Origin of the sequence: Wolbachia endosymbiont (group A) of Hedychridium roseum (assembly GCF_964028325.1) — a bacterium.
GTDB lineage: Bacteria > Pseudomonadota > Alphaproteobacteria > Rickettsiales > Anaplasmataceae > Wolbachia.
This window is the reverse complement of sequence record NZ_OZ034755.1, coordinates 402,449-415,725: the sequence shown is the minus strand read 5'-3', so window position 1 is coordinate 415,725 and position 13,277 is coordinate 402,449. Positions and strand designations below refer to the sequence as shown.

The 13,277-nt window shown below is 34.8% G+C and carries 13 protein-coding genes and 1 pseudogene; 6 read left to right on the top strand and 8 right to left on the bottom strand.

The genetic code is table 11. The features are described from left to right. Nucleotides 1-85: 85 nt before the first annotated feature. Complete coding sequence (locus ABWU23_RS01895) at nucleotides 86-1,252, top strand: aspartate kinase (protein ID WP_253309957.1); 1,167 nt, start codon at nucleotides 86-88, stop codon at nucleotides 1,250-1,252. 179 nt (nucleotides 1,253-1,431) lie between these two features. Here the strand turns inward: ABWU23_RS01895 and ABWU23_RS01890 are convergent, their stop codons facing one another. The 3 genes from ABWU23_RS01890 to ABWU23_RS01880 all read right to left on the bottom strand — a co-directional run bounded on the left by ABWU23_RS01890 (nucleotide 1,432) and on the right by ABWU23_RS01880 (nucleotide 2,524). Beyond that, nucleotides 1,432-1,920, bottom strand: coding sequence for a transposase (locus tag ABWU23_RS01890; RefSeq protein WP_151807721.1), 489 nt, complete (start codon nucleotides 1,918-1,920; stop codon nucleotides 1,432-1,434). A gap of 158 nt (nucleotides 1,921-2,078) precedes the next feature. Further along, nucleotides 2,079-2,372, bottom strand: coding sequence for a transposase (locus ABWU23_RS01885; protein WP_253309376.1), 294 nt, complete (start codon nucleotides 2,370-2,372; stop codon nucleotides 2,079-2,081). Beyond that, nucleotides 2,357-2,524, bottom strand: coding sequence for a hypothetical protein (locus ABWU23_RS01880; RefSeq protein ID WP_264735643.1), 168 nt, complete (start codon nucleotides 2,522-2,524; stop codon nucleotides 2,357-2,359). Before ABWU23_RS01880 ends, ABWU23_RS01885 begins: the two co-directional genes overlap by 16 nt. A gap of 61 nt (nucleotides 2,525-2,585) precedes the next feature. Between ABWU23_RS01880 and ABWU23_RS01875 the strand changes: the two genes are divergently transcribed. The 5 genes from ABWU23_RS01875 to ABWU23_RS01855 all read left to right on the top strand — a co-directional run bounded on the left by ABWU23_RS01875 (nucleotide 2,586) and on the right by ABWU23_RS01855 (nucleotide 6,831). Continuing rightward, a complete protein-coding gene (locus ABWU23_RS01875) occupies nucleotides 2,586-2,777 on the top strand; it encodes a hypothetical protein (RefSeq protein WP_341814144.1) in 192 nt (63 codons plus the stop codon). Between the two features lie 138 nt (nucleotides 2,778-2,915). After that, complete coding sequence (locus tag ABWU23_RS01870) at nucleotides 2,916-4,094, top strand: hypothetical protein (RefSeq protein WP_353270703.1); 1,179 nt, start codon at nucleotides 2,916-2,918, stop codon at nucleotides 4,092-4,094. A gap of 174 nt (nucleotides 4,095-4,268) precedes the next feature. Then, nucleotides 4,269-4,484, top strand: a complete 216-nt coding sequence (locus tag ABWU23_RS01865) for a hypothetical protein (protein ID WP_264688148.1) — start codon at nucleotides 4,269-4,271, stop codon at nucleotides 4,482-4,484. 170 nt (nucleotides 4,485-4,654) lie between these two features. Beyond that, the gene (locus ABWU23_RS01860; protein WP_309166543.1) at nucleotides 4,655-5,758 is read left to right on the top strand and encodes an ankyrin repeat domain-containing protein; all 1,104 of its coding nucleotides are present in this window, start codon (nucleotides 4,655-4,657) and stop codon (nucleotides 5,756-5,758) included. Nucleotides 5,759-5,853: 95 nt separating this feature from the next. Continuing rightward, complete coding sequence (locus ABWU23_RS01855) at nucleotides 5,854-6,831, top strand: hypothetical protein (RefSeq protein WP_353270702.1); 978 nt, start codon at nucleotides 5,854-5,856, stop codon at nucleotides 6,829-6,831. An 89-nt stretch (nucleotides 6,832-6,920) separates the two neighbouring features. Here the strand turns inward: ABWU23_RS01855 and ABWU23_RS01850 are convergent, their stop codons facing one another. From ABWU23_RS01850 to ABWU23_RS01830, 5 genes and pseudogenes are all read right to left on the bottom strand, one after another. After that, nucleotides 6,921-7,109: a hypothetical protein gene (locus ABWU23_RS01850; RefSeq protein ID WP_353270701.1), complete on the bottom strand. Its 189-nt coding sequence runs from the start codon at nucleotides 7,107-7,109 to the stop codon at nucleotides 6,921-6,923. Continuing rightward, nucleotides 7,084-9,168 carry a hypothetical protein gene (locus ABWU23_RS01845; protein ID WP_353270700.1) on the bottom strand — a complete coding sequence of 695 codons (2,085 nt, stop codon included), beginning with the start codon at nucleotides 9,166-9,168 and terminating at the stop codon, nucleotides 7,084-7,086. Before ABWU23_RS01845 ends, ABWU23_RS01850 begins: the two co-directional genes overlap by 26 nt. Continuing rightward, nucleotides 9,159-10,907 carry a hypothetical protein gene (locus ABWU23_RS01840; RefSeq protein WP_353270699.1) on the bottom strand — a complete coding sequence of 583 codons (1,749 nt, stop codon included), beginning with the start codon at nucleotides 10,905-10,907 and terminating at the stop codon, nucleotides 9,159-9,161. Before ABWU23_RS01840 ends, ABWU23_RS01845 begins: the two co-directional genes overlap by 10 nt. 236 nt (nucleotides 10,908-11,143) lie before the next feature. Continuing rightward, nucleotides 11,144-12,374, bottom strand: a pseudogene (locus tag ABWU23_RS01835) (IS256-like element ISWpi15 family transposase). 501 nt (nucleotides 12,375-12,875) lie between these two features. Continuing rightward, a complete protein-coding gene (locus ABWU23_RS01830; protein WP_253309621.1) occupies nucleotides 12,876-13,031 on the bottom strand; it encodes a hypothetical protein in 156 nt (51 codons plus the stop codon). Between the last annotated feature and the right edge of the window lie 246 nt (nucleotides 13,032-13,277).

Below are 13,277 nucleotides of genomic sequence, written 5' to 3'. Positions count from 1 at the left end.
ATACTCTACCTTAATTCTAGTTTCCGGACAACCTCTATCTCTACAAAAACTATATTTTTCTTCAGAAGAGAGTTATATTATAACTATGGACAAAATAATCATAAAAAAATTTGGTGGGACTTCGCTAACTGATTTAAACCGAGTTGCAAATTTGATAAAAAACGATATTGAGAAAGGTTGTAATGTAATCGTTGTTGTATCTGCTGTTGCAGGATTTACTGACCAAATGGCTTTTCAGGCTAGGCAAATCTCAAATTTAAGTTGCAGACAAGAGTTATCAGAGTATGACGTTATGCTTTCAGCAGGAGAACAAATTTCTTGCGGTCTATTAGCTATCACTCTCCAATCGATCGGAGTTAATGCTAAATCGTGGCTTGCCTGGCAGTTACCGATTGTAACTGATGATTTTTATTCTGAGTCTAAAATAAAAACAATAAAGATTGACCGTGTGAAAAGATCTTTTGCTGAGGGTTATACTGCTGCGATCATCGCTGGTTTTCAGGGTATAAATGATGATAGAATCACTACTTTTGGAAGAGGAGGCTCTGATATATCAGCAGTTGCCTTCACGGTAGCCTTTGGTGTTAGAACTTGCGAAATTTTTACTGATATTGATGGAATATATACAGCAGACCCGAGAATTGTTCCAAAGGCACGCAAGCTCAAATTTATCTCTTACGATGAAATGTTGGAAATGTCGTCATCTGGTGCTAAAATACTGCATAATCGTTCAGTACAACTTGCAATGAAGCATAACATTAAAGTGCAAGTGCTATCCACTTTTAAAGAAGTAGAAGGCACCACAGTACTACACAAAAGGGATGTACTAGAGAGATACTTAATTACTGGAATAGCTTATAGCACTAATGAAGCTCTTGTAACTTTCACTAACCTTGCAAATAACTTGCGTACTTTAAGAGATATAGTAGGGGCAAACGTTAAAATTGATATGATACATGGGTCAAGTTTTGTTATCTCCAAATTTGATATTGATTTAATGGAAAAGTTACTGAATAAGAATGAAAATTATGCTATAAACGATAATGTAGCTAAAATTTCAATAATTGGTATTGGTGTTATGTCTAACACTGAAGTGATGCACCGCACACTCAAGGTTTTAAGCGAAAAAAAGATAGAAATACTTGCTATCACAACATCCGAAATCAAAATCAGTATAATTGTTCAAAAAGAATACGTTGTAGCTTTGGTCAAAGATTTACATACTGAGTATGAGCTTGATATGCAACACTAGGATAGGCTCGACGTCCACAACTGTACGAACATTGCAATTTGGGCCTACCAAGGAGGGTGTCATTCTCCTGTCATCCAAGTAGCTGACACTGGTTCCTTTATGACGGTGTCATCCCAGTGCCCAGACACTGGGATGGCTTTGTTGCATCACACTTTATGAGATGGTGATTTATGGTAAATTCATGTAACTATCTCAAATTTAGCCATACCAATATCAGTGAATTTATTAAGCAAATAGCATTTGATTAGCAGTTCTTTTTCTCGATTTATCTCAGATTTATTCCTAAAACTAAATCCGAATATTTGCTTTAATCTTGAGAAAAACCCTTCAATATAAGATCTTTTCCCATAATTTACTTCTTTTTTCCATTCTTTCATGCCATCTTCACCGTATAATTTTATTAACCTAATAGCAGCATTCCTGTCAGACATATAATCTATTTCTGGATGTTCTGCCGCATTGTTTATTGGTGGAATTTTTGTCTTTATATCATATTCGTTACACAACTTATAAAACTTGTGCCTATCACATGCTCTATCTGCATATAGTGCTTTTATGGCATGCTGAAAATCAACTTCTTTTAGCAAATCACAAGCTCCATAGTGATCAGAGTAGACACCGTTACTGTATTTTACAGCTATGGCTTTTTTGTTGTTTATATTCAACATTACGTGCAATTTTCTCGTTTGCTCATAGCCACGATATTTTCTGTCAGTGCTATTTTCCTTGCTGTGTGTTGTTGTATATACTAATTCCTGTACTGTCTATAGCAATTTCGATATCTTCCATATTATTTTTATCAATTCTGCAATCATTTATCTTAATATTAAGTTTCTTTTGATGCTTGTGAATAGCTGATAACTGCCAAATCTCTTCCTATTTGTTGCAAATACCCTTTTATAAACCCGACTGTTTGTCTTAAACCAATTCTAAAGAAACTGACGATTATATGCACCAAAATCACAACTTTATCACTATAAATATAGTTGCCGCCCTGCATTTTTGGACAATTCTCGTACCAATTTTCTATGGCGTCATTGATATAACAAAAAATGCTTCCTCTTTCTTGGAGAAATTTGTTATATTCATGGCAGTTACTGACTCTCATTTTTTGTGGCATATTTTTTCTTCAACAGTTAAATGGCTATTTATAATGAATTTTGTCAGTAACTGCCAGTTCTTTTCACTTGAGCGATGCAACAAAGCCATCCCAGTGTCAGCTACTCGGATGACATCATAGGGGCGCTGGGATGACACCCTGACAATCGTCATCCCGCTACTTGTTAGCGGCTAAGAGATACCGCGGCGGTATGATGTAGGGGTTGCCGAGAACTTGTCATTCCAGTGCTTGACACTGGAATCTAGTTCTTATTGTACATTTACTTGGTGTAGAGTTAAGTTTCCTGGATCCCAGTGTCTGGGCACTTTAGACAATGTTACAAAAAATAATATCATAGAATTCAATAGGATAATCCCTAGAGAATTACTCATCTACAAAAAGCCAAATCGTGTTAATGCTGTTTAGATGTAAAAGATAAGCTAAATCTTTACAGGGAATTTAAAACAGTAGAATACCTTTGATTGAAAGAAAGCACCAACTTTATGGGGTGAGCAACTGCAACTACTACCACTAAATCAATAAATCTTAATAGGGGAAAACATTATGAAAACGTCAAAACTGACATTAGTATGTGATATATATGAGTTAACAGATAAAGATAGAAAGAATATACAAAAACTAGCAAGAAAAATAGAAGAAGGGGAAGGTGTTGCCGAAAAGTTCAAAAATGGAATATTCAAAAAGTCCAGCTATAACGCAAGCACGATTCTTTTAGCAAAAATAACTTACGAGTATCATGGTAGAGAGGAGACGTTGTCACTACTACATTATGCTATAAGTCATAAAAATAATCAAGCTGTAAAAGATCTTTTAGAAGAAGCCAAAAAACAAAAACTATTAAAGGAAGTTCTGAATGAAGAGATGACCACAAAACATTCAGATGGTCGGGAAGAAATTCATACAATACTTACAGATGCTATATCACGTAGAGACAATGACATGATTAGAGCAGTGTTAAAGATCTCTGAGGAAAATGGTATTTTGAAAGATATTCTAAAAAAGAGAATAATTATAAAACATTCAAATAGCAAGGAAATGACTTACACCCCATTCACCTATGCTGAAGCGTGTGAAAATAGTGAAGCTGTAAGAGAACTGGGAAATATTCTTAATAAGAGAGCAACCCAGCAGCCCACTGTTGTAACAGCCAAAACTACTACAGCTAGAAGTGAAAAATTGCTTCAAGATACTATCGGTAATATCGAGGCACCGGCTAACGCATATGAAAATAATAATGAAAGTAGTCTTGAAGAATCTATAGAACATAAATATCTTGAGCCATGCGAAAATAGTAATGAAAGTAATACAATAGCTATAGAGCACATCGCTGCTTCAATAGAAAAGCTTGATAATACTGGAATATGCGAAAAAAATGAAACTGCTGTAACAGAAACTGACATACAAGAACCAAATGCTTCCAACAGCCTTTCTTCTGCTGCATGTTTTGATAATGGATCTAGCAAAGAAAATACTGCAGACAAAAAAGAAAAACCATCAATGCAACAAAGACGAGCAATCTTGGCTGGTAGTGTTGGTGCGGCGTTACTAGTCAGTAGTGTTGTAGCTTATATATTGAAAATGTATGCCATAGCGATTATTGGGGGAAGTGTTGGATTAGCGTGTATAAGTTTTGCGTTGTATGATGCACTAAAGCCCAGCACACAGCTCGAGAAAGTGGAAAATGTAGAGCAACTAGATGTTAAATCTCTTCCTAGTTTGTGAAGGAAATGCTCTACCGAAATTAATATATTGATATCCTTACTATTATTAATAACAAATAAATATTTAAAAAATTTCTTGACTTCCGCCAAAATAGATGGCTTTATGCCAATACTACTAAGAAAATAGTAGTAAACATTAAAAAAAATTGAAGCGTTAATTAGTGAGGATTTTTACATGAGTAATAATAACAATAACCGAGAATCAGTGTTAGCACGACTACTATCAAAGACCCCTGAGCAGCTAAAACTATACTGCAAACTGCTCGATAATGAGAAAAGACAAGATCTTTATCAAAAGGTGCTAAAGGAAATGCGTGAGAACCCAGAGGTTAATCAGGTGAAGAAGCTGAACGAAATAGCTGCTGTTATAGAAGAGGCCATTGAAGAGTGAAGAAAGTGAGTTTATTAATTAATATATATAAGATATTAACACGATTAGGAGTATCCTCATGAGAGAGAATAAGCAGTGCATATAGGAATTTATACGGGTTTTATAGTTAATAAAAAAATAATGTTTGTGTCTGTAGAATGGAATAGTTTTATTAATTTAGTGAGGTTGGTATGTGTAATATCATAGAAAAGTATTTAGTAGATAAGAAAGATGTTAATGTTAAGAATGATGAAGGGAATACGCCTTTGCATTTAGCTGTGGAAGAAGGTAATCTTGAAGCAGTTAAACATCTTATAGAAAAAGGTGCTGGTATTAATGCTGTTAATAGGTATGGATATACTCCTTTGTATATTGCTGCTTATAAAGGTAGCACAGATATAGCTGTATATCTTGTAGAGAAAGGGGCTAATGTTAGTGATAACATTCTACATGAAGCAAGTAACTTAGATATAGTAAGACATTTTATAGCAAAAGGAGCTAATATTAATGCTACTAAAGAAAATGGTGAAACATTTCTGCATATAGCTGCTATAGACGGTAAGTTAGAAATAGTTCAATATCTAGTGGAAGAAAAAAACTTCAACATAAATGCAGCAAACAAGAAGGGTAATACTGTTCTGCATCACGCTGCTCATGGTGGTTGTGAGAGAACAGCTAGATATCTAGTAGAAAAAGGAGCAAACGTGAAAGCAACTAATAGACATGGGATAACACCCTTGCATATAGCTGCTTTTTGTGGGTACTCATATGTGGTAGAAAATCTTATAGAAGATGGTGCCGACAAGAATGCCATTAGTAGCAATGGTTGTACGCTAGCACATTATGCAGCTATAGGCGATGAGTCTGGTATGTCATGTGTCCTTGAATATCTAGTAGAAGAAGAAGGAATAAATTTTAATGTCACTGATAATCTAGGTAGTACACCACTACATTGGGCAGCTTATTGGAATAATAGTGAAGTAGTAGAGTATCTTGTGGAGAAGCGAAACGTGGATATAAATGTAACTGACAATGAGGGCAGAACGCCTCTACATTGGGCTGCTTACCACGCTAACATTGATTTAGTAAAATATTTCATAGAGAGAGGAGCTGAAATTAAGGCCACTAAGAAATATGGGAATACACCATTACATTATGCCCTTAATGGTCAATGGAATGATGATTATTTAGAGGTAGTTGAATACATAGCAGGAACAAGAAAATTAACTATTCCCGAAAATGTTGAAAACGTTGAGAAGGACAGCTTGGACATCATCAAATATGATTTTTACTGAAGTCTTACTCTCTTACGGTAGTGCAAAGGAAAGTCTCCTTTAATAGAATCTTAGGTTAAAGAGTATATCTTTTCTTGAGATTCTTTTAAAGAGACATGACTAATGACACAAAGTTAACAGACTACGAAGTAGGGAAAAAATTAAAACATGAGAGGGAAAAGAAAAGATATACTCAGGCAGGTCTAGGAAGTAAAGTCGGAGTATTAGAGAAGCAAATGTCCAGATATGAGCGAGGGGAAAATCCGATTTCAATCATTATATTCTGTATGATAGTAGTGGAACTAATGATTGATATGGCAAAACTACTGCCTGAATCGATGGCATCAGAGAAAGGTGAGGTAGAAAAAACATTAAATCTAGTTAGAGAATGTAAAAAATTTAGGAACCAGGAATTATGTAAGATAGCCTCTGCATTAAATAAATCTATCCAGGTGGGGGAAGAAGAAGGTAAAAAAGCAGGAAAGATTAAAGTAGCAAAGAATTTACTTAAAGCGGGTATTTCTGTTGATATCATTCTCCAAACAACAGGCTTGTCTAAAGATGAACTTGAGAAACATAATAAAACAGAGATAGTTAATTTTATAGCCTATAAAACAGGGGAAAATATGAAAGACTGGAGGCTAGCAAGAGGACGTTCTCAGGAGGATTTAGGAAATGAAGTCGGTTTAACAGGTGGTCAAATACGACGCTATGAGCAAGGAACACATATCATGACAATAGGAAAACTATGTAACGCAGCAGACAAATTATCAACGCACGCTCAAACTCTACTGCCGAAAATTAGTGAACTAATAGAAAAAGGCAATGTTGAAATTGAAAGAAGTAATGAGGATAGAGAAGGAGAAAATGGAGTACTAGATTTAGTGAGAGAGTATAATAAAATTGAGGATGAAGAAATACGTGATAAATTTTATTCATTAATTATGTCAGTATCTAAAAGAATACAGATTGATAAAGAAAAGGGTAAAAAAATAGGGAGAACAGAAATGGCAAAAAATCTACTTGAAGTGTGTATTCCTACCAATGTAATATGTCAAGTGACTGGCCTACACAATCTTGAAGCTATAAGATAATTTCTTTAGAAAATCTCTTAAACCATTAACCTAACATTACCTCCTTTCACACTTGTGCCATTTCCGCTTAACTTGCTACGCCTGTCAGATTAACGACATTGTGATCTGCTGTCTATTTTAATATCACTATCGTTATAATATAAAGAACTTAATGACTGACTGTGTGGAATTGGTTGCACTTTACTTAACCTGCTACTTGGACCTGACTGATCGTTATTGCTACTGCCAGAACTTGACAGGCTTGACGACCTACTACGCGACATTGGCAGCTTGAGCATTTGGTTTTTGTTGCTGATCAAATTTAGCATTAGAAGCCTGAATAGCTGATTCTTGTTGTTGATCGTTAGTACCTTGAGCATAGGGTTGTTGTTGGCTAGTACTTGCCTCTTCATTCTGAGCTATTCTGCTATATCCTATATAGTTAAACAATTCTTGCGTAAAGTTTTGTAACTCTTTTCTCGTTTTTCTACTCTCTTCTGTAGATCTCCTACATTCTTCTTCAAGTTTTGCATTCCCTCTTATGACCCTATTACAATCTTCTCGAAGCTTCCTATTCTCTATTCTAGAGCTCTCTATATAAGTGTCAGTATCAGCTATAGACTTCTCTGCTCTTTTCAATACATCATCCATAATCTTTGTCCATTTAATGTACTCTTCCATAATATATTTTCCAACACCACCTTCTATATAAGAATCAGGTTTAAATTTATGTGCTAAATTATTCTTGATTATTTTTATGATTTCAAAAAATCTATTTCTCACTTTTTCATGGCTGATTTCCTTATTACCTGTTATTTCAAGGATGTCTCTTACTTTTTTTCCGTATTCATTATTGCCGTTAAAATACGATGCTAAACAATGCGCATAACCGTATAACACCCTTTCTTGTTCAAAATTAATCTCTGAATTTTCCTTCGTTTCCTGTGATGAATTCCCTTCCAGAAGGAAAGAAAACCATGATTTCTTCTCTTTGTTTTTCTTTTTTTCTACGTTAACACACATCTTACTGCACATCAATAAAACGCTAACATATTCTATAAACGGTAGCACAAAATATTCATCCGCATCTTCATAAACTCTGGGAGGTTGAAACTTTTTTTGTAAGGAGTCTGTAGCAAACTCATCTAATTCTTGCAACATATCCAATTGCATTTCACTCTCAATTAACATATTACATATTGAAGAATATATACCTTTCAGTGCTTTATCTTTCTCGCACACTTTCCCACACTCTTTTTTTACTTCATTAAACTCTTTAACTAATTTTTTATATCCCTTAACACACATGCTTAAATAGAGTAGAGCATCATCTCTATTTCTTTTAAAATTATCCAACTCATCATTAATAAAACTTTCTATACCACATTGGCCTGCCTTTAAAAAGCTATTTATGTTTGCTATTATTTTCCCTTGTTTAATTTCTGACACTCTAGCTAATTTATTTAATATTCCAAAATTCAGCTTGTTTACCTCATCTTCATTTCCTAGTAAACTAATTTCCATTTTTGCATAAAACCCATACTTATAGTCAACATCAAGATCCTTTAAAAATGCTTTAGTAAGGCTATTTAATACCGTTCTTGTTGTACCCAGTGCGGTTTGCATCTCTTTAGCTTGTGCTACTTCTTCATCAGAGCCACCTCTATTTTGAACTCTATCAGGGTGATACTTTAAAGACAAATTCCCGATTTCCTTATCAGCATCCTTAACACGTTGTTCATGTTCTTTTTCATCCTTTATATGCCTTCTTACCTCTTCAAGACTAACGTCAAGTTCTTGTAGCAGCTTAGGTAAACCAAACAATTTTAATACATCACCCAGAGTCATCAAATCAGGTCCTTTATTTAAATTATCAGAAATATTAGTCGATGTTGTTGGTACTTCTTGACTTCTGTTTCTTGCTTGATTTCTGCCTTCAAAACTTCCCTTTTTAAACATACAACCCCCATAATAATTTGTAACTAAACTGTTCCATTGTAGAACCCGGCAATGAATCAAAACTGAAGTAAATAGACCCAAAACTATCTTCCAAAACCAAGAATAGTTCCCATATTCTCCTGCCCTCTGACATTGTTTCTTATCTATTTGAGCATCTCTTAGCTTACCACTCCACGGCCACCACCAATACAACTTTTCCTCACCAAAAGCCTCAAGCAATGTTATACACTGTTCTTTTATTCCTTCAGAAAACTTATCTTCTAAAAGTTTTTTAGCATTAAAGCCTTTCTTTTTGCATAAACTCTCAAGCAGAGTGGGGCCAAAACCCCACCATAGTACTCTATATTTTCTCTGCCCAGCAAGAAAATTAATTGCTTCTTCTTGCCACATTAACGACATTGTGATCTGCTGATTATTTCAACATCACTATCGTTAGAATGTGAAGAATCCAGTGACTGACTGCGCGATATTGGCTGCACTCCACTTAGCTCGCTACTTGGATCTGGCTGATCATCTGCTTGGTTTGCAGGCTGTTGCTGGCTAGATGAGCTACAACTAAGTTTGTTGCGTTGTTCTTTAACACTTTCAATCATTTTTTTTAACCTTTCCTCCCTTTCTGCACTGGCTGCTTCCTCACGTTCTAAATGTCCTATTAAGAACTCTGAATCTTGCCTACAAGACTCTGAAGCTTGTTTATAAAATTCTCCTTGCTCGCGAATTTGTTCGCACATCTCTGATACTACTTCATTCCGCTCCAAATGCACTTCGTAAAGTTGCTCATTGTATTGCCTCAGATCTTTACAAAATTCATCACCCAAATTTTTCATTGTCCTCAGAAAATTCATCTGCACTTCTGCAACTTTTTCATAAAAATCCTTTTCAGGCTGAAATTCCTTTTCCAGATAATTTGAGTATACATTGATTATTTGAACAAGCAGCTGTAATGCATGTTCTTTATCCAATGAGTTAATATGCAAAAGCTTAGCAGCTAATTTTCCATTTTCCTCATTTCCATAGCAATAATATGTTACAAGGTAATGAGAAAGTTCATGCAATGATAAAAAGCTATTTAAATTTCTAATAACCTTGTTATCAGCCACAGTTTTATATATTGTTTCATTACTAACAAGCTCTCTCCACCTTTTTGTATTAACTATCTCATTACATATAGCTAAAATGTTAGTATACTCTATAAACGGTAAAGTAAAATCTTTCTCTGCTTGTTCGTAACTTCGTTTATCATTAATGCAATAAGAATATTCGTGATTTATTAAATGACCAGAAACTTTATTTAATATTTTACCCTGAGTTTTACACTCTTCTAACATCTGAGTTGCAATAGGTTCCATGCGATCATTTTCTTTGCATAGATCACAAAACAACTCTAGATTAGTACGCAATTCTTCATAACCAATTAAATAACTTTGAAAATAACATTCAGCATTATCTTTTTCTTTTTGGAAGTGGTCCACATTATTTGAGATAAAACCTTTCATGCTAGCTTGACTTGACCTTAAAAACCCATTGAGATCAGGTACCAACCTCTCGTACTTAATATGAGATAACTCGCCTAGCTTGTTTAGTACTGTGTAAGTTATGTTTTTTAATTTTTCCTTGTTACCTAAAAAATCAACTCGTACTTTGCTAAAATAGCTGTATTTAAAATTATCACATTGGGAAAAGTTTTCATTAAAATGCTTCAATATACTTCGTATGTCATCTAATTTTGCCTGTATTGCTTGAGCTTTTGGTCTTTCTTCTTCAGGTATACTGTGCCATTTTGGCGAGTTAGGATGATATTTTTTACAAAGTTGTGTAAGTTTCTTGTCAACTTGTGTTTTAAAATATTCCTTGTGGTTTTCTATAGTTCTCTTTCCCGCTTTAACGTCCTTTAGATCATTATCAAGCTCAGACAACACGTTATCAGATTTAAGTATCCTGAGCGTATCTTCCAAAGTCATATGATCTATTACTGTTAAATCATCTTGCCTCTGTTCTCTTTGAGAATTAGATGCAGTAGGAATTTCTTTATCCTTACGTTCTACACCTTGAGAATTAAGTGATACATTAGGAACTTCTTTATGTTGTACACTTCCCATACCAGTGCTACTAGCACCACCATTTTTATTTGGTAACATTTTACTACCCTCCTTTTTCCATTTAAAAAAATACATTAACAATAAAATAAGCAAAAGAACCACTAATGCTACAATTAATAAGAGGACTACAAGATCCCTATTTTTCACAAAAACCCCCTTATAACTATAACATTATAAATCATCTGCTGAGGTTATTACTTACGTGATTAGACAATACAGGCTCGTCTATATCAGAGCTTAGGGGAGTGTTAAATAAACTGTGTCAAACCGCATTTTTAGTTCAACTCAATTTTCAATCTGCCAGGAAAGAAAACATCAAGTTGAGAGATAGTTAATGCCCAATCATGTACAGGCATCGTCCACTTTTCCTCTGCCTTCTTTATAGCACAATATACCTGCTTATACAAGGCATTTATGCTGGTAAATGAGCCTTTGGTCTTAGTGAATTTCCTAATTTGCCTATGTAGCCCCTCTATGGGATTGGTGGTGTAGATTATCCTCCTAACTGGACCAGAATACTTAAAATAACCAGACAAGTTTTCCCAATTATTCTGCCAAGATTTTATAACCATAGGGTACTTTGTGCCCCATTTTTCATCTAATTCCAACAGATAATTCTCGGCAATTTCCTTGCTTGAAGCTTGATATACCTTCTTTAAATCGCTCAAAAAACTCTTCGCATCTTTACTGGCCACATACTTCAGTGAGTTGCGTATCTGATGCACTATACACATCTGCACTTCCGCATTAGGAAAGACACTGTTTATAGCTGCAGGAAAGCTTTTCAGCCCATCAACGCAGGCAATAAGGATATCTTCTACTCCTCTTTCTTTGAGGTCATTTAGCACTCCCAACCAGAAGTTAGCTCCTTCACTTTCAGCCAAATAAAAACCTAATACTTCTTTTTTGCCATTTTGATCTATGCCTAATATGTTATACATGCATTTACTTACGCAATGCCCGTCCTCTTTGACTTTAAAAAACCATGAAAACTATCGGATATACAGACTGCAGCGGGCGACTACGCCATTCGTTGATTACTGGTAGCAATTTGTCAGTAATACTTGATATCTCTGCCACCGATATTTTGTGATCATAAATTTCCTCAACATGTGACACTATATCTCTATAGCCCATACCACTGGCAAATGTGCTCAAAATCTTCGTTTCAAGCTCTGGATGTAAGTTTGTTTGCCTTTTTTTGACTATTTGTGGTTCGAAACTTCCTTCCCTATCTCTTGGCGTCAAAAGCTCAAATGACCCTGCGCTTGTACGTAAAGTCTTTGCATTCCTCCCATTTCTTCGATTATTCTCTTCGCTTTCAGCCGACAAGTGGTTTTCTATTTCACCTTCCAGGCTTACCTCCAGCAACTTTTTTATAAACGGTGTTAATGCTCCATCTCTTCCTGTCAACGGTCTTCCTTCTCGTATAGACGACAGGATATTTGTTTCTAATTCTTTATAATCTACCAAACCGGTAGTTCTGTTTACTACTTTCTGACTCATTGTCAAACCTCCATTTTTTTATATCAATTTATTACTTTTTTTTCGGTTTGACACAGTTTATTTAATACTCCCTTTCTATTAATTCTTTCGTCTTGTCAGACTTATGAAAACTCGCATTGTCAAACCTAGCCAGGTTTTAATATTGGCATAAGCCTATTTTCAACATACGCTTCAAAAAGCTCACTGTTGCAATATCCCTCATGGTGCCTCTTCACTTAGGGCTCCAATTATTTCTTCCTTTGTATCCTGGTTTCTCCGCAAATAGCCCTTTTCCTCTTCGAGACCATCCATATTCATAAAATTCGTTGTCTTCTATACCTGATTCATCTATGAATACTAAATTTTCTTCATTTATTTCTGCTACCTTTTGTATGACTTCCTTTCGTTTTCCTTCATCCCTTTCCTGGTAGAGAAAAGTTTTTTTTATACATATAGTTCACTTTTTTAAGGTAGTTATATACTTTGTCTTTGCACATATTGCCAAATTTTTCAATTATCTTTTCAACTCTGATTTTCATCTAGAAATTCGACAAAGCTATCTAAGTCTTTAATTTTATGACTATGCCCCTTTTGATAGCCTGAAGATGGTTTTATGCTTCCTGTTTCTTCTCTTCTTTTCCTCCACCAATATATTGTTTTTCTATCAATTTTGAACATCTTCCTCCATAGTCATTTTTTTCTCGTCTACTACTTTCAAAACACGTTCCCTCAGATCCTCACTTTGGCATCATTCTACCTTATCCAAAGCCATTTTATACCTTTTTATCCCTTCTGAGGTAACCTTTTTTCAGTTAGCTATAGGTATAAAATAATGGAGTATGTCTCTCCATCATTCAACAGCAATCACAGTATGTTTTTACAAATTTGAAAATTGGTGTTAAATAAAAATATAAATGCAAAAGG

What these genes read in the sequence shown, in the direction of transcription:
- ABWU23_RS01870 (WP_353270703.1), top strand. Translation starts at nt 2,916, where the DNA reads ATGAAAACGTCAAAACTGACATTAGTATGTGATATATATGAGTTAACA.
- ABWU23_RS01860 (WP_309166543.1), top strand. Translation starts at nt 4,655, where the DNA reads ATGTGTAATATCATAGAAAAGTATTTAGTAGATAAGAAAGATGTTAAT.
- ABWU23_RS01895 (WP_253309957.1), top strand. Translation starts at nt 86, where the DNA reads ATGGACAAAATAATCATAAAAAAATTTGGTGGGACTTCGCTAACTGAT.
- ABWU23_RS01845 (WP_353270700.1), bottom strand. Translation starts at nt 9,168, where the DNA reads ATGTCGTTAATGTGGCAAGAAGAAGCAATTAATTTTCTTGCTGGGCAG.
- ABWU23_RS01855 (WP_353270702.1), top strand. Translation starts at nt 5,854, where the DNA reads ATGACTAATGACACAAAGTTAACAGACTACGAAGTAGGGAAAAAATTA.
- ABWU23_RS01830 (WP_253309621.1), bottom strand. Translation starts at nt 13,031, where the DNA reads ATGTTCAAAATTGATAGAAAAACAATATATTGGTGGAGGAAAAGAAGA.
- ABWU23_RS01880 (WP_264735643.1), bottom strand. Translation starts at nt 2,524, where the DNA reads ATGACGATTGTCAGGGTGTCATCCCAGCGCCCCTATGATGTCATCCGA.
- ABWU23_RS01850 (WP_353270701.1), bottom strand. Translation starts at nt 7,109, where the DNA reads ATGCTCAAGCTGCCAATGTCGCGTAGTAGGTCGTCAAGCCTGTCAAGT.
- ABWU23_RS01865 (WP_264688148.1), top strand. Translation starts at nt 4,269, where the DNA reads ATGAGTAATAATAACAATAACCGAGAATCAGTGTTAGCACGACTACTA.
- ABWU23_RS01840 (WP_353270699.1), bottom strand. Translation starts at nt 10,907, where the DNA reads ATGTTACCAAATAAAAATGGTGGTGCTAGTAGCACTGGTATGGGAAGT.
- ABWU23_RS01885 (WP_253309376.1), bottom strand. Translation starts at nt 2,372, where the DNA reads ATGCCACAAAAAATGAGAGTCAGTAACTGCCATGAATATAACAAATTT.
- ABWU23_RS01890 (WP_151807721.1), bottom strand. Translation starts at nt 1,920, where the DNA reads ATGTTGAATATAAACAACAAAAAAGCCATAGCTGTAAAATACAGTAAC.